This window comes from Xanthomonas sp. NCPPB 3442, from assembly GCF_056725145.1.
This window is the reverse complement of sequence record NZ_CM161514.1, coordinates 687,551-706,997: the sequence shown is the minus strand read 5'-3', so window position 1 is coordinate 706,997 and position 19,447 is coordinate 687,551. Positions and strand designations below refer to the sequence as shown.

The 19,447-nt window shown below is 65.2% G+C and carries 14 protein-coding genes; 5 read left to right on the top strand and 9 right to left on the bottom strand.

What is annotated here, in order from left to right:
* Positions 1-70 precede the first annotated feature (70 nt).
* Positions 71-1,792 carry an ATP-dependent RNA helicase RhlB gene (gene rhlB, locus AC1POX_RS03080; RefSeq protein WP_011348805.1) on the bottom strand — a complete coding sequence of 574 codons (1,722 nt, stop codon included), beginning with the start codon at positions 1,790-1,792 and terminating at the stop codon, positions 71-73.
* A 198-nt stretch (positions 1,793-1,990) separates the two neighbouring features.
* Here rhlB and trxA point away from each other — a divergent pair, with 198 nt between their 5' ends.
* Together trxA and rho are read left to right on the top strand one after the other, a co-directional pair.
* On the top strand, positions 1,991-2,332 hold the full coding sequence (gene trxA / locus AC1POX_RS03075; RefSeq protein ID WP_005923050.1) for a thioredoxin TrxA: 342 nt from the start codon (positions 1,991-1,993) through the stop codon (positions 2,330-2,332).
* Positions 2,333-2,547: 215 nt separating this feature from the next.
* Complete coding sequence (gene rho, locus AC1POX_RS03070) at positions 2,548-4,422, top strand: transcription termination factor Rho (RefSeq protein WP_372356731.1); 1,875 nt, start codon at positions 2,548-2,550, stop codon at positions 4,420-4,422.
* Between the two features lie 107 nt (positions 4,423-4,529).
* Here the strand turns inward: rho and AC1POX_RS03065 are convergent, their stop codons facing one another.
* Genes AC1POX_RS03065 through AC1POX_RS03055 form a run of 3 tightly spaced genes read right to left on the bottom strand, consistent with a single transcriptional unit; the run spans position 4,530 to position 8,155 of the window.
* A complete protein-coding gene (locus AC1POX_RS03065) occupies positions 4,530-5,414 on the bottom strand; it encodes an energy transducer TonB (RefSeq protein WP_372356730.1) in 885 nt (294 codons plus the stop codon).
* A 60-nt stretch (positions 5,415-5,474) separates the two neighbouring features.
* Positions 5,475-7,214, bottom strand: coding sequence for a bifunctional isocitrate dehydrogenase kinase/phosphatase (gene aceK, locus AC1POX_RS03060; RefSeq protein ID WP_372356729.1), 1,740 nt, complete (start codon positions 7,212-7,214; stop codon positions 5,475-5,477).
* Positions 7,211-8,155, bottom strand: coding sequence for a LysR substrate-binding domain-containing protein (locus AC1POX_RS03055; RefSeq protein WP_008577370.1), 945 nt, complete (start codon positions 8,153-8,155; stop codon positions 7,211-7,213). Before AC1POX_RS03055 ends, aceK begins: the two co-directional genes overlap by 4 nt.
* Positions 8,156-8,256: 101 nt before the next feature.
* On the opposite strand from AC1POX_RS03055, the gene AC1POX_RS03050 reads away from it, so the two are divergent.
* The gene (locus AC1POX_RS03050; protein ID WP_372356728.1) at positions 8,257-8,517 is read left to right on the top strand and encodes a hypothetical protein; all 261 of its coding nucleotides are present in this window, start codon (positions 8,257-8,259) and stop codon (positions 8,515-8,517) included.
* Positions 8,518-8,588: 71 nt separating this feature from the next.
* On the opposite strand, the gene AC1POX_RS03045 is transcribed toward AC1POX_RS03050, so the two are convergent.
* The 5 genes from AC1POX_RS03045 to AC1POX_RS03025 all read right to left on the bottom strand — a co-directional run bounded on the left by AC1POX_RS03045 (position 8,589) and on the right by AC1POX_RS03025 (position 14,579).
* Complete coding sequence (locus AC1POX_RS03045; RefSeq protein WP_372356727.1) at positions 8,589-10,820, bottom strand: NADP-dependent isocitrate dehydrogenase; 2,232 nt, start codon at positions 10,818-10,820, stop codon at positions 8,589-8,591.
* A 357-nt stretch (positions 10,821-11,177) separates the two neighbouring features.
* Positions 11,178-11,735 (bottom strand): RodZ family helix-turn-helix domain-containing protein, encoded by a 558-nt coding sequence (locus AC1POX_RS03040; RefSeq protein WP_008577377.1) that lies wholly within the window; start codon positions 11,733-11,735, stop codon positions 11,178-11,180.
* A 105-nt stretch (positions 11,736-11,840) separates the two neighbouring features.
* Complete coding sequence (locus AC1POX_RS03035) at positions 11,841-12,134, bottom strand: LysM peptidoglycan-binding domain-containing protein (protein WP_372357133.1); 294 nt, start codon at positions 12,132-12,134, stop codon at positions 11,841-11,843.
* 102 nt (positions 12,135-12,236) lie between these two features.
* The gene (gene queF / locus AC1POX_RS03030; RefSeq protein ID WP_011348812.1) at positions 12,237-13,052 is read right to left on the bottom strand and encodes an NADPH-dependent 7-cyano-7-deazaguanine reductase QueF; all 816 of its coding nucleotides are present in this window, start codon (positions 13,050-13,052) and stop codon (positions 12,237-12,239) included.
* Positions 13,053-13,271: 219 nt separating this feature from the next.
* Positions 13,272-14,579, bottom strand: coding sequence for a M20 family metallopeptidase (locus AC1POX_RS03025; protein WP_014091247.1), 1,308 nt, complete (start codon positions 14,577-14,579; stop codon positions 13,272-13,274).
* 259 nt (positions 14,580-14,838) lie between these two features.
* Here AC1POX_RS03025 and AC1POX_RS03020 point away from each other — a divergent pair, with 259 nt between their 5' ends.
* Together AC1POX_RS03020 and AC1POX_RS03015 are read left to right on the top strand one after the other, a co-directional pair.
* Positions 14,839-16,083 (top strand): efflux RND transporter periplasmic adaptor subunit, encoded by a 1,245-nt coding sequence (locus tag AC1POX_RS03020; protein ID WP_372356726.1) that lies wholly within the window; start codon positions 14,839-14,841, stop codon positions 16,081-16,083.
* 93 nt (positions 16,084-16,176) lie between these two features.
* Entirely contained in the window at positions 16,177-19,425 is a 3,249-nt protein-coding gene (locus AC1POX_RS03015) for an efflux RND transporter permease subunit (protein WP_014091248.1), read from the top strand.
* Positions 19,426-19,447: the final 22 nt, after the last annotated feature.

The window sequence follows — 19,447 nt, the reverse complement described above, 5'->3', positions numbered from 1 at the left end:
GATTATGCCGGAGCGTCAGTGCTTGCGTCGCATCGCCGATGCGCGGCGATGCGATCAGTGCCGCAAACGGTCAGTTGCCTGAGACCAGCGAACGCAGTCGGCGGCCGATCCGGCTGAGCAGCGAGGGGCTGCCCGACGGCTTGGCGGCGGCACGCACCGGCTTGGCAACCACCTGGGTGGGCTTACGCGGTGCGGCAGGTGCGGGAACCGGCGTGGATGCCACTGCCGGCTCGGCACCCTCGACCGGACGACCGTTACGACGACGCCGACGCTTGCGTGGCGCGCGCTCGGCATCGGCCACGCCCGCGGAAGGTGCCTGTCCCGCCGCTGCGGCAACGACCGGATGTTCGGTCGACGCCGCAGTTGCAGGCGCCTGGCCTTCCACCCGTGGCTTGCGACGCGGACGCGGCTTGCCATCGGCACCGGCGCCTTCGCGGCGACCACCGCCACCGCCACTGCCGCTGCGCGACCCGCCCGAACCACTGCGCCCGCCACCGCGACGCTGTTCTTCGGCGGCGCGCTGCTCGCGCGCTTCGCGGAAGATCGTGCCCACGCTGTCGCCAGCGTCGTCGTCGGCCTCTTCGCCTTCCACCGGCACGCGTGGCGCACGCGGCAGCGGCGTCAGCAGTTCGGACGTCACCGGCTCGACCGGGATCTTCTGCTCGATATAGGCCTCGATGTCCGGCAGGCTCATCGCATAGCGTTCGCAGGCGAAGCTGATCGCATCGCCTTCCTCGCCCAGGCGCGCGGTGCGGCCGATGCGATGGACGTAGTCTTCGGCGTCGAACGGCAGGTCGTAGTTGTAGACGTACTTGACGCCATCGATATGCAGACCGCGCGCAGCCACGTCGGTGGCGACCAGGATTTCGAGCTGGCCTTTCTGGAAGCGGTTGAGCAGCGACTCGCGCTTCTTCTGCGGCACATCGCCCGACAGCACGCCGACCCGGTAGCCGTGCCGCTCCAGGGTGCGCGCCACGCGCTCCACGAACGCCTTGGTATTGACGAACACCATGGTGCGCGCGCCTTCGCTGCGCGACAGCAAGCCCAACAGCAGCGTCTGCTTCTCTTCGTCGGACGGGAAATAGATGCGCTGGCGCACCCGCGCAGCGGTGATGCTTTCGGTCTCGACGACGAGCTTCTCCGGCTCGTTCATGTGCTCGTAGGCCAGCTCCAGCACGCGGTGGCTGAGCGTGGCCGAGAACAACAACGTCTGCCGGGTGCCGCGCTCGGGCATACGCCGCAACAGGAAGCGGATGTCCTTGATGAAGCCCAGGTCGAACATGCGGTCGGCCTCGTCCAGCACGCAGATCTCGCAGGCGTGCAGCGAGACCACCTTGTGCTGCTTGACGTAGTCGATCAGGCGGCCCGGGGTGGCGATGATCACGTCCACGCCCTGCTGCAACAGTTCGCGCTGTTTGTCGTAATCCACCCCGCCATAGACCAGCGCAAAGCGCAGGCCAAGGTCGGCGCCGAACTTCACTGCGTCCTTGTGGATCTGGATCGCCAGCTCGCGGGTCGGCGCCAGGATCAGCGCGCGCGGGTCTTCCGGCTTGCGGTCGGCCAGGGCCGGGCGGATCAGCAGCCGATTCATCACCGCGACCAGGAACGCCAAGGTCTTGCCGGTACCGGTCTGGGCCTGGCCGGCGACATCGCCGCCCGGCAGCGCGACCGGCAAGGTCAGCGCCTGGATCGGGGTACAGCGGGTAAACCCGGCGCTCTCCAGCCCGGCGATCAAGGCCGGATGCAGATCGAACGAGGAAAAGGTCACATCGGTCAGCGGTTTGTCGCTCATTATTCCGTCTTCGTGAGGCGCCCTGGGCAGCCCGGGCGCGGCTTGCATCGATGCCGACAGCGTCGCAAACTGCGGCTGTTGTGGCGGACAGCGCGGCTTCAGGACTGGCACTTGATTCAGTCGCGCAATGCCCCAGTTTAGCGCAATGTAGCGGCCTGCCCGTTCGGGTGGGCCGTTTTGGTTTCCAGGAGACCCAAGGTGAGCGATAAGGTTCAACATGTCGGCGATGCCGACTTCGACACAGCTGTACTGCAATCGGGCGAACCGGTTCTGGTGGATTTCTGGGCCGAGTGGTGCGGCCCGTGCAAGATGATCGCCCCGGTGCTGGACGATCTGGCCGACACCTATCAGGGCCGCCTCAAGGTCGCCAAGGTGAATGTGGACCAGAACCGTGCGCTGGCCATCAAGTACCACGTGCGCTCGATCCCGATGCTGTTGCTGTTCAAGGACGGGCAGGTGCAGGCGACCCAGATCGGCGCCGTCGGCAAGGGCCAGCTGACCCAGATGATCGACAAGACCCTGGGTGGCGCGGCCGCCTGAGCAGGCGGGCGTCCAGCAATGGGCGCCCGATGATGCGCCGGCAGTTAAATCATGCCCGGGAAGACGCTTGCGCGGTCACGCGCGGCGGTGATAGTGTCAGTTGGTCCGGCGCACGTTCGTGCGCCGCCGCACCCCTCTAGAAGCTCTTCTAGACTCCCATCTACCACCAGTTCGCCCCTAGTTGGGCGCTCGCACCTTAGCGAGGAATCACGCACTTGTCCGATCATCCTTCCTCCGATACCGGGAGCAGCGTCGACGCTACCGTCGAGAAGCGCGTGCGCAAGCCGCGCGTGAGCAAGACCGCCGCCGCCACTGAAGAGGCTGGCGCACAGCAGCCCAACCTGCCCTTGCCCACCAGTCCCGCACCCGAAGCACCCCGTGCCCCGCAGGCACCGTCGCGCGCTGCCGATCCGGCACCGGCGCAGACGTCCAGCGATGGCGCACACGCCGGTCAGGCGCCCAGCGCCAGCCACGGCGGCGACACCCACGGCGAGCCCCGCGAGGGTGGCCAGTCGCAGCAGCAGCGCTTCAACCAGGCGCAGCAACAGCAGAACCAGAATCAAGGCCAGAACCAGGGCCAAGGTCAGCAGCAGGGCCAGAACCAGAACCAGAACGCCGGCCAGAATCAGCAAGGCCAGGGCGGTCAGGGTCAGGGACAAAACCAGCAAGGCCAGAACCAGCAGGGCAACCGCCGTGACCGGTTCCGCAACCGCCGCGACCGCGGCCCGCGCGACCGCTTCGGCAACGACGGCGGCATGCCCTCGTCCGACGGCAACAACGAGCCGTTCATCGCGCGTCCGCATCCGGCCGTGCCGGAAGGTTTTCCGGTGTATTCGCTGAGCGACCTCAAGCGGATGCCGGCGCAGAAGCTGCTGGACATCGCCGACCAGCTCAACATCCAGGAAGGCGTGGCGCGTGCGCGCAAGCAGGACGTGATCTTCGCCCTGCTCAAGGTGCTGACCCGTCACGGTGAAGGCGTTGCCGCCGACGGCGTGCTGGAAATCCTGCCCGACGGCTTCGGTTTCCTGCGTGCCGCAGAAGCCAGCTACCTGGCCGGCCCGGACGATACCTATATCTCGCCCAGCCAGATCCGTCGCTTCAACCTGCGCACCGGCGACCACCTGTCCGGCCGCATCCGCTTCCCCAAGGACGGCGAACGCTATTTCGCGCTGTCGATCGTCGACACCATCAACGGCGAGCCGCTGGAAGCGAGCAAGAACAAGGTCCTGTTCGAGAACCTGACCCCGCTGTTCCCGCGCCGCCGCTTCCGTCTGGAGCGTGGCGATGGCTCCACCGAGGACATCACCGGCCGCATCCTGGATCTGATGGCACCGCAGGGCAAGGGTCAGCGTGCGCTGATCGTCTCCCCGCCCAAGGCCGGTAAGACGATGATGATGCAGCAGGTGGCCACGGCCATCACCACCAATCATCCCGAAGTGCACATGATCGTGCTGCTCATCGACGAGCGTCCGGAAGAAGTGACCGAAATGCAGCGCACCGTGCGCGGCGAAGTCATCTCCTCCACGTTCGACGAGCCGGCTGCGCGTCACGTGCAGGTTGCCGAGATGGTGATCGAGCGGGCCAAGCGCCTGGTCGAGCACAAGAAGGACGTGGTGATCCTGCTGGACTCCATCACCCGCCTGGCGCGCGCTTACAACAACGTGGTGCCCAGCTCCGGCAAGGTGCTCACCGGCGGTGTGGACGCCAACGCCCTGCACCGCCCGAAGCGTTTCTTCGGTGCGGCGCGTAACGTGGAAGAAGGTGGCTCGCTGACCATCATCGCCACGGCGCTGGTGGAAACCGGCAGCAAGATGGACGAGGTGATCTACGAAGAGTTCAAGGGCACCGGCAACAGCGAAGTGCACCTGAACCGTCGCATCACCGAAAAGCGCGTGTACCCGGCAATCGACATCAACCGCTCGGGCACGCGCCGCGAAGATCTGTTGATCGAGCCGGAACTGCTGCAGAAGATCTGGATCCTGCGCAAGCTGCTGCACCCGATGGACGAAATCGCGGCAATGGAATTCCTGTTGGACAAGATGAAGACCACCAAGTCCAACGACGAGTTCTTCAGTTCGATGAAGCGCTGAGTCCAGTCGGTTCATCGAGACGAAAAAGCCCCGCATTGCGGGGCTTTTTTGTGCGAGGCGGCCGTTGCGCAGGCTTTAGCCTTCTCTGTCAGCTCTGTGAGCCGCGCTCAACTTCCTTGCAGCGGCGTGACCAGGCGAACACCTTCCCCGCGTGCGGAGAACAACCCGCTGGCAGGCAGGGCATCCGGGCTGTCGCTCGATGTCGCTGCGCCGCGCTGTTCATCCCATGGGGCGGCCTGACGGGGGCCAGGCAGATACGAACGCCATTTCTGGACCTGTTGTGCGGCGATCAGATCGCGTGGCGACGTTCCGATGTCGAAGCTGACCGGAACACGCATGACCCAGTACGGCGCCTTGACGTCCGGACCCTCTGTCGGCGGCAGAAACGTCCATGCACGCGCCCTCGTCGAGGCCGCATCGGCAAACGCCTGGCGCAACCGTGCACGTTTGGATTCCGGCACGAGGGATGTCAGGTTGACTTGCTCTGCGATCAGATCCTGGACCTTGCCGTCGCGCCCGATCTTGAGCATCAGATAGACCACGCCGGTGGCACCGGCCCGAAACGCCGCTTCGGGGTAGCGCGGCGGCCGCATGTCGTTGGTGCGCACACTCGTCGCGTCCTGCGCCTGGCCGCCAAAATGCGCGCTACGGATCGACACCAGATAATTTTCCCCTTCCCCCTGTTTGGCGACCAGCAGCAGGCTCATCGGCAACTGCGCGGGCAAGGCGCTTCCGTTGTCGCGCACAGGGTCGAAGCGCCACGATGCGACCGAACGCTTGATCCGCTCGCGCACTGCCGGCGGCAAACTCGCTTCGTCGGCAAGCTTCACTGCCGTGACCGTGCCGTCCGGGGTCAGGGTCAACTCGCCTGCCACATTCATGCTGGCCTCAATCTGCATGTGCGCCTGTTCTGCGCCTGGACGTGCCTGCGTCGCTGCGATGCTGCTCAATGCCAGCAAGATGCCAAGACTGAAACGCTGCTTCCATTGCATGACCGCACTCCCTGATGATGTAGCGTGCGTTGTACCAGTGTTGCCGCTGCCGGTAAATCGCTACGCCAGCCTGCGCGACTCCGCATAGGGCGGGGTGTCGGGATAATCGTCTTCGCGCAGCCGGCTCTGCAGGTCGCGCCACCAGCGTGGGTCGAACAGTTCCGGGTGCTGGTGCTTGACCGCTTCCAGTTGCGAGGCGGGCAGGCCCATGAACAAGGCGAAGCGCTCGGGAAAGACGTCGCGCGGGCCGACATGGAACCAGGGTTCTGCGGCCATCTGTTCTTCGTAAGTGGTGGGCACTGGCCAATCGCGGAAGTTGCATTCGGTGATCAGGCATAGCTCGTCGTAGTCGTAGAACACCGCGCGCTGATGGCGGGTAATGCCGAAATTCTTCAGCAGCATGTCGCCAGGAAAGATGTTGTTGCGCGCCATGTCCTTGATGGCCTGGCCGTAGTCCAGCGCTGCGGCATGCGCGGCTTCGGGCAATTGTTCGCGCAGGTACAAATTCAACGGGCGCAACCGGCGCTGCACATAGCACAGTGCGATCAGGACATCGTCGCCGTCTTCGCTCAGGCTCATCGCGCAGCTGGTCTGCAGTTCTTGCAGCAACGCCGGTGAGAAGCGCGCCTTGGGGAAGCGCAGGAAGCGATACGGCTGCGCGTCGAGCAGGCGGCCGATGCGGTCGAGCTGGAAGACCAGCTCGTATTTGCCCTCTACCTGCGCGCGGCTCATGGTTTTGGGATACGCAAAGCGGTCGCGAATGAGTTTGAAGACCAGCGGATAACTGGGCAGCGTAAACACCACCATGACCATGCCGGGAGTGCCGTCGGCGTGCACCAGCTGTTCGGACGGATGCGCCTGAAAATGGCTGAAAAACGTGCGGTAACGCTCGGTCTTGCCCTGTTTGGCGCGACCCAGCATCGTGTATAGCTCATCGACCGGCTTGTGGGTGAGCAGGCTGCGCAGGAACACCACCGCGTCGCCGACAGTGGACAGGTCGGCTTGAAAATAGCTACGCGAGTTACTGAACAATTGCGCGACATCGCTGCGCCGGGTCAACACCGCTTCGGCGCGCAGGCCTGCCTCGTCGTTGATCAGCGCGATCACGCACGGCGAAAAGCGATGTTCGCCGAACACGCGTCCGACCAGATACGCGCGCCGCTCGCGATAGAACACCGTCTCCAGTAATTCCACGCTGCGCACCGGATGCTCGCCCCAATGCGCAAGGTCGTCGAGCAGACGCACCGCGATGGCGGCCGCGCAGCGGGTGCGGTGCGCATACGGTACGGCGAGCGCGTAGTCGCCGAGCACCCGCACCAGCATGTCGGTCAGGCGGCCGGGCGAGACCGCATAGGTGTGGCGCGCAACAGGCACGGTGATGGCGTCGGTCGGTTCGATATCCAGGGCGATGAATTCGATATCGGCATCGACGCCGTGGGTACCGAAGTAGCGCCGGGTCAGGGTGTTGTAGAACGTCTTGTACAACTCCTGGTCGATCAACCCGCTCAGCAAGGCGGCGTAATGATCGCGCGCACGCATCCACAGCGCGCGATCGTGCGCCTGGCCCAGCAGTACTGCACGCAGGCGCAACATGCATTCGGCGATGTATTGGTCGTACAGCGCGATGCGCGCTACCGCGTCTTCGCGCGCGCCGCTCCAGTCGCGTGCTTCGAACCGCTGTTTGGCGCGTGCGGTGATTTCGGAAAAGCGCGCGTGATAGTCCTCGAACGCTTCGTACACGGCCTGGGCGATCGCCAGCGCGCGGCGCTCGGATTGTGGTGGCAAGGGTGGATGGCTCATGGCGGCAGTGTCCCGGAGCGCTTGCGGCGCGCGGCAAGTGGTATGGCCGTCGCCTGTTGCGCATGCGCGGCGTGTTCGCGCGCCTGGCCCTGCAGCCAGGTGCGAAACGCGAGAAATCCGCCATGCGTGCTGGAACGTGGCGGATACACCAGGTAATGCGACCAACTGGTCTTGAGCCGTTGCGTGGACAACGCCACCAGCTGGCCGGACGCCAGCAACAGACGTGCGCGCGTCACGCGGCCCAGTGCGACGCCGACGCCATCCAGGGCGGCACGGTGGTGTGCCTCCGATTCGTCGAGTACGGCGACATAGCGTCGCGGCACATCGCCGCCGAACGCGGCAAACCAGCGCAACCAGGCGTCATCCGGGTCGCCCAGCAATGGCCACTGATGCAACGGTGGCGCCTCCACGCCGCCCATGCGGGCGATCAGGGCCGGGCTTGCCATCGGCACCAGCCATTCGTCGAACAAGGGCTCGGCGATGACGCCAGGCCATTGCCCGGCGCCGATGCGCATGGCGGCATCCACTTGCTGCTGGCGCTCGAAATCCACCAGCCGCTCGCTCGACAGCAGGTTGATTTCGATGGTGGGATGAATGGCCAGAAATTCGCCCAGGCGTGGCACCAGCCAGGCCGATGCCATCGACGGCGTGAGACTCAGGGTCAGGGTGTCTTCGCGACGCGCACCGAATGGCTCGAATGCCTCGGCGATGGCGTCCAGGTGCGGTGCGATGCGGTCGAGCAGTTGCTGGCCCTGCGGCGTGGCAGTGACGCCGCGCGCATGCCGTTGCAGCAGCGGATACCCGAGCCGTTGTTCAAGCACGCGCATCTGGTGACTAAGGGCGCTGACGGTCAGATGCATCGCGCCAGCAGCGCGCGACAGGTTGCCCAGGCGTACCGCGCTGACGAAGCCTTGCAATGCGTGAAGCGGCGGACGCGACATGGCCAACCCTTGAATGGATTTCAAGACTCACTTGTAAAAGTCTCGCTTTTACGTCCCCTAGCCTGCGCCTACCGTGGATTCCACTCAAGTGGAGGTGGGCCATGCGCATCTTTAGCGAACTGTTGTTTCAGCACGGCCACATTGCCGATGTGGCACTGGCCCAGCGCCTGGCGGAACCGGACACGGCAGTGGAGGCGATGCAAGGGCAGACCTCAATGGAATCGCCGGAATCTCCCGCGGAGCCACGGCAAGACGTTCAGACAATGACCGATCCGCCTTCGCAACGCCGGCGCGAGCGACGCATGGCGCGGCTCAGCCGGCGCCTGCTGCGTGGCGTGACGGCATTGTCGCCGTTTCGCTGAAACGACAAGGCCCGCCTCTTGCGAGACGGGCCTTGAACACACCATGCGCAAACCGCAGGCGGTTCGGCGACTCAGGCTTTCAGCGTGGCCAGGATGTCGTTGAAGGTCTTGCTCGGCCGCATCGCCTCGCTAACCTTGGCCAGGTCGGGATGGTAGTAACCGCCAATTTCCACCGGCCTGCCCTGCGCGCCGTTGAGTTCGCCCACGATGGTGGCTTCGTTCTCGGTCAGGGCCTTGGCCAGCGGCGCGAACTTGGCCTGCAATGCCATGTCTTCGGTCTGCGCGGCCAGGGCCTGCGCCCAGTACATGGCCAGATAGAAGTGGCTGCCGCGGTTGTCGAGCTCGCCGACCTTGCGCGCGGGCGACTTGTTGTTGTCCAGGAACTGACCATTGGCGACATCCAGCGCCTTGGCCAGCACCGTGGCCGACGGATTGTCGTAACGGTTGCCCAGATGCTCGAGCGACGCGGCCAGGGCCAGGAATTCACCCAGCGAATCCCAGCGCAGGCAGTTCTCTTCGACAAACTGCTGCACATGCTTGGGCGCCGAACCACCGGCACCGGTTTCGAACAGGCCGCCACCGGCCATCAGCGGCACGATGGAGAGCATCTTGGCGCTGGTGCCCAGCTCCATGATCGGGAACAGGTCGGTGAGGTAGTCGCGCAGCACATTGCCGGTGACCGAGATGGTGTCCTGGCCCTTGCGGATGCGCTCCAGCGAGAACGTGGTCGCTTCCACCGGCGGCAGGATGCGGATATCCAGGCCGTTGGTGTCGTGATCCTTCAGATACTGCTCGACCTTGGCGATCACCTGCGCATCGTGTGCGCGCGCCTTGTCCAGCCAGAACACGGCCGGCGTCTCGCTCAGGCGGGCGCGCTCTACGGCCAGCTTCACCCAGTCCTGGATCGGCGCGTCCTTGACCTGGCACATGCGCCACAGATCGCCGGCTTCCACGGCGTGCTCGAACACCGTCTTGCCGTTGCCATCGGTGACCTTGACGGTGCCGGCAGCGGCCATCTGGAAGGTCTTGTCGTGCGAGCCGTATTCTTCGGCCTTCTGCGCCATCAGCCCCACATTGGGCACCGAACCCATCGTGGCCGGATCGAACGCACCATGCACCTTGCAGTCGTCGATCACCGCCTGGTATACGCCGGCATAGCAGCGGTCCGGAATCACCGCCTTGGTGTCCTGCAACTTGCCTTGGGCATTCCACATCTGGCCGGAGTCGCGAATCATCGCCGGCATGGAAGCATCGACGATCACGTCGCTGGGCACATGCAGGTTGGTGATGCCCTTGTCCGAATTGACCATCGCCAGGCCCGGGCGCTGCGCGTATTCGGCCTGGATATCGGCCTTGATTTCGGTTTGCTTCGCTTCCGGCAGCGACGTGATACGTGCGTACAGATCGCCGATGCCGTTGTTGGGATCGAAGCCGACCGACTTGAGCGCATCGGCATGCTTGCTCAGCGTGTCCTTGTAGAACTCGCCGACCACCACGCCGAACAGCACCGGGTCGGAGACCTTCATCATGGTGGCTTTCAGATGCACCGAGAACAGCACGTCGCGGGCCTTGGCATCGGCAATCTGCGCGTCGATGAAGCTGGCCAGCGCACGCTTGCTCAATACGGCAGCGTCGACGATTTCGCCCGCCTTCACCGCCACCTTGTCTTTCAGCACGGTGCTGCTGCCATCGTTGCCCACGAACTCGATCTTCAGCGTGCCGGCCTCGGCCAGCGTGGTGGACTGTTCGCTACCGAAGAAATCGCCAGACTCCATGTGCGACACGTGCGACTTGGAATCGCGGCTCCACTTGCCCATGCGGTGCGGATGCTTGCGCGCATAGTTTTTTACCGACAGCGGTGCACGACGATCGGAATTGCCCTCGCGCAGCACCGGATTCACCGCGCTGCCCTTGACCTTGTCGTAGCGCGCCTTGATGTCTTTTTCCGCGGCATCCTTGGGTTCATCCGGATACGCCGGCAATGCATAGCCCTGGCCCTGCAGTTCCTTGATCGCGGCCTTGAGCTGCGGCACCGAGGCGCTGATGTTGGGCAGCTTGATGATGTTGGCTTCCGGCGTGGTGGCCAGCTCACCCAGTTCGGCCAGGTCGTCGGCGATCTTCTGCGTGTCGCTCAAATGCTCGGGAAACAGCGCCAGAATGCGGCCGGCCAGCGAGATGTCGCGCGTTTCGACCACGATGCCGGCAGTATCGGTGTAGGCATCGATGATCGGCAGCAGCGACTGCGTGGCCAGGTAGGGTGCTTCGTCGGTGAGCGTGTACAGGATCTTCGGTGTCTTCGACATGAGGTGCGATGGCTCTTGCGGTCGGGAGGAGCGCCGGCATTCACGGACGATGGCAGTGGTGCGCGCGACGGGGTCGTTGATGCACACCGGTTAACCAGCGCGTTGGATGCGGCGATGGATCAGCACGGCATTGTCGCGTCTGAGCCGCGCCCGGGTAAAGCGACCACAGGCGGATGCTTCGTCCCGTCACCAGGGCAATCGACATGGATGCAGCTGTAACAAATGCGATGCAACAAAAAGGCGCGACGTCATCGGTCGCGCCCTGCTTGGGTGGCTTGGTGCAACGTCGAGCCACCCGTTGACTGAAGCAGTGGCGACGCGCGGCCAAGGCTGCACATCCCACTCCATCACCCATCCTTACTTGACGGTGATGGTCTGCGGATTACCTGCAGGCTTGCCGTCCACCATCACCTGCGCGGTGTAGGTGCCGGCCGGCCAGCCATCGGGCTTGCTGAAGCTCAGGTTGGTGGTTTCCGCACCGGTGGTATTCAACGTCGCATTCTGTTCGCCGGCCACCTGGCCATCCTGGTAGGTCAGCTTCGCCGACACGGCCACGTTGCTGGCGCTGCCGTCGGTCTTGACCGAGACGATGATGGTGTCCTTGCTGCCGACACTGGTGGCCGGCGTCACCGTCTTGTCCGCCGCGGCCTGGGTGCCGACCGCCACGCTGGACACCGTCACTGCGCTGCCCATCGCAGCACCGCCATCGGTGCTGGCCGCACCGGTGGCGCTACCCTGGGCAGCCTGATCGCTCCCCGGCGGGGTGGCAGCCGGGCCGGGCATCGCGTCGGTTGCGGCACCGGACGTGGGGTCCTTGGAAACGCTGTCGTCGTCGGCTTTCTTGCTGCAGCCGGACACTGCGAGAACGCCGGCCAGGGCAAGGGCGAAGCTGCTCGAAACAGAGGTGATACGCATAAATCGATTCTCCGGTAGCAGAACATCTGCAGTCGCAGTGCTCGAGTGGGTGTCTAGGTGTGTTGAATCGTGCCGCCGCCAGCGAGACTGGACGCCGACCTGCGATTACGACTTTGCAGGCAGGCGCAGTACCTGCCCGGGAAAGATCTTGTCCGGATCCTGCAGCGTTTCGCGATTGGCTTCGAAAATACGTGACCACAGATTGCCGTCGCCCAGATGGCGCTTGGCAATACTGGAGAGGCTGTCGCCGGCCTGGACGGTGACCGATTCTTCAACAAGCTGCGCGGTGCTTTGCACACTGGTGCGCACGTTGGAAAAATCCGGCGCAGGCGTCACTTCAGCGGTGCTATCGACCGATGAGGTGACGTTGGAGAAATCTGCTTTCTTGTCGACACTCATTGCTGCAATCCCTGTGCATCGCGGTGTCAGCAGGGTGCGCGGGGCGCTGTTAAGCGTGGATCGCGCCGCCGTGAAGCCCGCGCGATCCCGCATGAGCGCGATCTATTGGCGCAGGTCGCGGAAGATCGACAGCGGCGTCGGCACGCTGGCCGAACTGCGCAGCGGGTTGATGTCCAGGCCGCCACGACGTGTGTAGCGCGCTTCCACCACCAGCCACTGCGGCGCGCACTGGGTCAGCACGTCGTTGAAAATGCGCTCGACGCATTGCTCATGAAACTCGGCGTGGTCGCGGAAACTCACCAGATAACGCAGCAATCCCTCGCGATCGATCGGTGCGCCGCGGTAATGCAAGGTGACGCTGGCCCAATCCGGCTGACCAGTCACCGGGCAATTGGATTTGAGCAAGGCCGAGGTCAGCACTTCTTCCACCGCTGGCTGCGCGCGTGCGCAGAGATAGGCCGCGTTCGGCGGCCCGTAATCGTCGATGCTGACATCCAGCGCATCGATCGATTCGCCCTCGCCCACCGCGTCGATCGGCGGTAGGCCGAACTCCACCGCCACATCGGCACCAGCGCGCGTGGACAGGTCGGTGGCAATGCGCGTGCGTACCGCTTCGGCGCTGTTGAAGCGGGTGGCGTTGAGCGAGTTGAGATACAGCTTGAGCGACTTGGATTCGATCAGCGAAGGCGAATCGCAGGGCACATGCAAGGTGGCGGTGGCCACGCAGGGCTTGCCTTGTGCATCGAGCCAGCTGAGTTCGTAGGCATGCCAGCGATCGCGGCCGATAAACGGCAGCTCACCGGTCAGCCCGATGGCCTGGCGCCCGGCCGCACGCGGAATCGGAAACAGCAACGACGGGTCGTAGCCGCTCGGATAGGCGACCTCACGACCGAGGGTGGAATCTTCTGGGGTATTCATGCCGCCATTTTAGGCCGCACGGGCTGGCCGTGAGGTGTATGGCGAGGCGTATCACGGGCCAATGGAGCACTCGCAGAGCATCGCTCGTGCCCAATCACCCCGCACCGCCGCCGGAAGCGAGAATCGCCCAGCCGCAGACGATTCCCCATTCCCCATTCCCCATTCCCCATTCCCCATTCCCCATTCCCGATTCCCCATTCCCCATTCCCGATTCCCGATTCACCCCTGCTGCAGATAATCCAGCGACACCTGCAACAGCGCGCGCAAGCCCACATCCAGCGACGACTCGTCCAGCAGGAACTGCGGCGAATGGTTGCTGGGTGCGGTGGCCGGATCGATACCCTTGGCGGTGGAGCCGACGAAGAAGAACATCGACGGCACCTGCTGGGCGTAGAACGAGAAATCTTCCGCGCCCATCTGCAACGGCGGCTCGTACACATTGTCGGCACCCACCACGGCCTGCAGGCTGGGCAGCATCTTCGCAGTCAATGCAGGGTCGTTGACGGTAGCCGGGTTGCCTGGCTGATCCGGCACCTGCGCCTGGACCTTGGCCCCGTGCGCGGCGGCGGTGTGTTCGGCCACGTTCTTGAGATCGGCAAAGATCTGCTGCCGCATGCCCTCGTCGAAGGTGCGGATGGTGCCCACCATTTCCACATCGTCGGGGATGATGTTGTAGCGGATGCCGCCCTTGATCGCGCCGAAGCTGAGCACCGCCGGCTGCTTGGAGAGGTTGGCGCGGCGGCTGATCACCGTCTGCGCGGCGCCGATCATGTCGGCGCTGGCCACGATCGGGTCGATGCCGTTCCACGGCGCCGAGCCGTGGGTCTGGCGGCCGATCATCTTGATCGCGAAGCGGTCCGAGGCCGCCATCAGCGGGCCGCTGCGCACCGCGATCTTGCCGGCCTGCACGCTGGAGAACACATGCAGGCCGAACACCGCCTGCGGCTTGAAATCGGCGAACAGGCCTTCCTTGAGCATCAGCGAGGCGCCGCCCTCTTCGTTGCCGGGCGCGCCTTCTTCGGAGGGCTGGAAGATCAGCATCACTTCGCCGGGCAACTGCTCGCGCATGCCCACCAGCGCTTCGGCCACGCCGAGCAAGATCGCGGTATGCGCATCGTGGCCGCAGGCGTGCATCACCCCGACCTGCTCGCCGCGGTATTCGGCGGTGGCCTTGGAAGCGAACGGCAGCCCGGTCTGTTCTTTCACCGGCAGCGCGTCCATGTCGGCACGCAGCGCGATCTTCGGCCCCGGCTTGCCGCCCTTGATGATGGCCACCACGCCGTGATGGGCGATGCCGGTGCGCGGCTTGAGGCCCAGCTTGCGCAGCTGCGCGGCCACGGCGGCGGCAGTGCGCTCCTCGCGGTTGGACAACTCCGGATGCTGGTGGAAGTCGCGGCGCCATTGCACCAGCTTGGCCTGCAGCGGGGCGGCAGCGGCCTGAACTTCGGGCCGCTGCGCGGTCTGCGCGGTGGCGAGCGTGGGCAGGGCGAGCAGCAGCGCACTGGTCAGCAGGCGGGAGGGGCGCATCGGTAATCCTCGATAGATGGTTGCTTAATGTAGTGCAGGCGCGCGCCGGATGGGCTGCAGTGGGGCCCGATTCAGCCCGGCGGTCAACCGCGGCAGCCGTGGCGCGTTGCCGCTGCAGTGCACCTGTGACCGTTGCGGTCATTTCGCCAGCCGAGCCGTTACTTCAGTAACGCTCAATTGGCAGAGCGCAACGATATGCTTTGCACCGCCGCCCCCACGGTCGCATCCACGCGCCCGGCCCGCCCTCAGGAGTTGTCGCATGTCGCGTTTTTGGAAGATCACACTGCTGGTTGTCGCGGTGCTTGTCGTGGTGTTCGTCGCAATGCGGATGATGGGTGGGGGCAATCACGGCAAGCGCGCGGGCGCACCGGACGGCAATGACCCGGACAACAGCGGCCCGGTACCGGTGACGGTGGTGGCGGCCACCACGCAGGATGTTCCGGTCTATGCCAGCGCGCTGGGTACGGTCACCGCGCTCAATACGGTCACCGTCAGCCCGCAGGTGGGCGGCCAGCTGATGAGCCTGAACTTCAAGGAAGGCCAGGAAGTGAAGAAAGGCGATCTGCTCGCGCAGCTCGATCCGCGCACGCTGCAGGCCAGCTACGACCAGGCGCTGGCGGCCAAACGCCAGAACCAGGCGCTGCTGGCGACCTCGCGGGTGAATTACCAGCGTTCCAACGACCCGGCCTACAAGCAGTACGTCTCGCGCACGGACCTGGATACCCAACGCAACCAGGTTGCCCAATACGAGGCCGCGGTTGCGGCCAACGATGCGCAGATGCGCTCGGCGCAGGTGCAATTGCAGTTCACTCGCGTCACTGCGCCGATCGACGGCATCGCTGGCATCCGTGGCGTGGACGTGGGCAACATCGTCACCAGCAGCTCCACGATCGTCACCCTGACCCAGATCCGCCCGATCTACGTGTCTTTCAACCTGCCCGAGCGTGAGTTGCAGGCAGTGCGTACCGGTCAGACGGCGGCGCCACTGGCCGTGGCGGCATTGGATCGTGGCGATGCGCATGTGATCAGCAGCGACGGCAAGCTGGATGTGATCGACAACCGCATCTCCGCCGACAGCGGCACCTTCGGCGCACGCGCGATCTTCAACAACACCGACAACGCGCTGTGGCCGGGCCAGTTCGTCAATGTGCGCCTGCAGCTGCGCACCATCGCCGGCGGCACCGTAGTGCCGTCCCAGTCGGTGCAGCGCGGCCCCGACGGCGATTACGTGTACGTGGTGGGCAGCGACAACACCGCACAGATGCGCACCGTGGTGCAGGGCGTGGAGGTGGACGACAGCCATGTGCAGATCACCAAGGGCCTCAAGCCCGGCGAGCGCGTGGTGACCGAAGGCCAGTTCCGCCTGAAACCGGGCAGCAAGGTCAGCGCGCTCAAGCCGGGCGAGACGCCGCCGGAACCGACCGAGGCCGAACTCAAGGCCGCGAAGGACAAACAGAGCCGTGGTGGTGGCCCAGGCGGCCGTCGTGGCGGCGGTCCGCGCTAATCCTCGACCACCGGCGGCGGAACCTCCGTCGCCGATGTGCGCCGGCGCTGCATGCGCCGGCTTCGCTTGACGTCTTCAGCAAGGACACCCCCCGTGGGCTTTTCGACCATTTTCATCCGCCGCCCGATCGCCACTTCGTTGTTGATGGCCGGCGTCCTGCTGCTGGGCATCCTGGGCTACCGTCAATTGCCGGTCTCGGCATTGCCGGAAATCGACGCGCCCAGCCTGGTCGTCACCACCCAGTACCCCGGCGCCAATGCGACCACCATGGCCTCGCTGGTGACCACGCCGCTGGAGCGCCAGTTCGGGCAGATTTCCGGCCTGCAGATGATGACCTCCGATTCGTCGGCGGGCCTGTCCACGATCATTCTGCAGTTCTCGATGGAGCGCGATATCGATATCGCCTCGCAGGACGTACAGGCGGCGATCCGTCAGGCCACCCTGCCCTCCTCGCTGCCGTACCAGCCGGTCTATAACCGGGTCAATCCGGCCGATGCGGCCATTCTCACGCTCAAGCTCACCTCCGATTCGCTGCCGCTGCGCGAGGTCAACCGTTATGCGGATGCGATCCTGGCCCAGCGCCTGTCGCAGGTGCCCGGCGTGGGCCTGGTGTCGATCGCCGGCAACGTGCGCCCTGCCGTGCGCATCCAGGTCAACCCGGCGCAGCTGTCGAACATGGGCCTGACCATGGAGTCGCTGCGCAGCGCGCTGACCCAGACCAACGTCAGTGCGCCCAAGGGCTCGCTCAACGGCAAGACCCAGTCCTACAGCATCGGCACCAACGACCAGCTCACCGACGCGGCGCAGTACCGCGAGACCATCATCAGCTACAAGGACGGCCGCCCGGTGCGGCTTGCCGACGTGGCCAACGTGGTCGATGGGGTGGAGAATGATCAGCTGGCCGCCTGGGCCGACGGCAAACAGGCGGTGCTGCTGGAGATCCGCCGCCAGCCCGGCGCCAACATCGTGCAGACGGTGGAGCAGATCCGCAACATCCTGCCGCAACTGCGGTCGGTGTTGCCGGCCGATGTGCATCTGGAGGTGTTCTCCGACCGCACCGAAACCATCCGCGCCTCGGTGCATGAGGTGAAGTTCACCCTGGTGCTGACCATCGCCCTGGTGGTGGCGGTGATCTTCGTGTTCCTGCGCCGGTTGTGGGCCACCATCATTCCCTCGGTGGCGGTGCCGTTGTCGCTGGCCGGCACCTTCGGGGTGATGGCCTTCGCCGGCATGTCGCTGGACAACCTCTCGTTGATGGCGCTGGTGGTGGCCACCGGGTTCGTGGTCGACGATGCGATCGTGATGATCGAGAACATCGTGCGCTACATCGAACAGGGCAAGAGCGGGCCGGAAGCGGCCGAAATCGGCGCCAAACAGATCGGCTTCACCGTGTTGTCGCTGACCGTGTCGCTGGTGGCGGTGTTCCTGCCGCTGCTGCTGATGCCGGGCGTCACCGGGCGGTTATTCCACGAGTTTGCCTGGGTGCTGTCGATCGCGGTGGTCATCTCGATGCTGGTGTCGCTGACGCTGACGCCGATGATGTGCGCCTACCTGCTCAAGCCCGATGCCTTGCCCGAAGGCGAAGACGCGCACGAGCGCGCAACCGCCGCCGGCAAGACCAACCTGTGGACGCGCACCGTGGGCGCCTATGAGCGCAGCCTGGACTGGGTGCTTGCCCATCAACCGCTGACCCTGGGCGTGGCGATCGCTGCGGTGGCGTTGACGGTGGTGCTGTATGTGGCCATTCCCAAGGGCTTGCTGCCCGAGCAGGACACTGGCCTGATCACCGGGGTGGTGCAGGCCGACCAGAACGTGGCGTTCCCGCAGATGGAGCAACGCACCCAGGCGGTGGCCGCCGCGTTGCGCAAGGACCCGGCGGTGACCGGCGTGGCAGCCTTCATCGGCGCCGGCACCATGAACCCCACGCTCAACCAGGGCCAGCTGTCGATCGTGCTGAAGACGCGCGGCGACCGCGAAGGCCTGGACGAGGTACTGCCGCGGCTGCAGAACGCCGTGGCCGGCATTCCGGGCGTGGCCTTGTTCCTCAAGCCGGTGCAGGACGTCACCCTGGACACGCGCGTGGCCGCGACCGAATACCAGTATTCGATCTCGGACGTGGACAGCAGCGAGCTGGCCACCTGGGCCGGGCGCATGACCGAGGCAATGCGCAAGCTGCCCGAGCTGGCGGATGTGGACAACAACCTGGCCAACCAGGGACGTGCGCTGGAACTGAGCATCGACCGCGACAAGGCCAGCATGCTCGGCGTGCCGATGCAGACCATCGACGACACGCTGTACGACTCCTTCGGCCAGCGCCAGATCTCCACCATCTTCACCGAGCTCAACCAGTACCGCGTCGTGCTGGAAGTGGCGCCGGAATTCCGCACCAGCACCGCCCTGATGAACCAGCTGGCCGTGGCCAGCAACGGCAGCGGCGCGCTCACCGGCACCAACGCCACCAGCTTCGGCCAGGTCACCTCGTCCAACTCGTCCACCGCCACCGGCGTGGGCGCGCAGAACACCGGCATCGTGGTCGGTGCCGGCAGCATCATTCCGCTGGCCGCGCTGGCCGAAGCCAAGGTCACCAATACACCGTTGGTGGTGAGCCACCAGCAGCAGCTGCCGGCCGTCACCATCTCGTTCAACCTGGCGCCGGGGCATTCGTTGTCGCAGGCGGTGGCGGCAATCGAGAAGGCGCGCGAAGAACTCAAGATTCCGACCCAGGTGCATGCGCAGTTCGTCGGCAAGGCCGCCGAATTCACCGGCAGCCAGACCGATATCGTGTGGCTGCTGCTGGCCTCGATCGTGGTGATCTACATCGTGCTGGGCGTGTTGTACGAAAGCTACATCCACCCGTTGACCATCATCTCCACGCTGCCGCCGGCCGGTGTCGGTGCGTTGCTGGCGCTGATGCTGTGCGGGCTGAGCCTGTCGGTGGACGGTATCGTCGGCATCGTGCTGCTGATCGGCATCGTCAAGAAGAACGCCATCATGATGATCGACTTCGCCATCGACGCACGCCGCGAAGGGGCGAGCGCGCACGATGCGATCCGGCGCGCCTGCCTGCTGCGCTTCCGCCCGATCATGATGACCACCGCTGCCGCCATGCTGGGCGCGTTGCCGCTGGCGCTGGGCACCGGCATCGGCTCGGAACTGCGCCGCCCGCTGGGCATCGCGATCGTCGGCGGGCTGCTGCTGTCGCAGCTGGTCACGCTGTACACCACCCCGGTGATCTACCTGTACATGGAACGCGCCGGCGAGCGGCTGCGCGCCTGGCGCGCGCGCCGCGCAGCGCGCCATGACGGCGCAACCCCGGCATCTACCTCGGAGCGATCGGCATGACGACTGCTGACGTCTTCGCTGA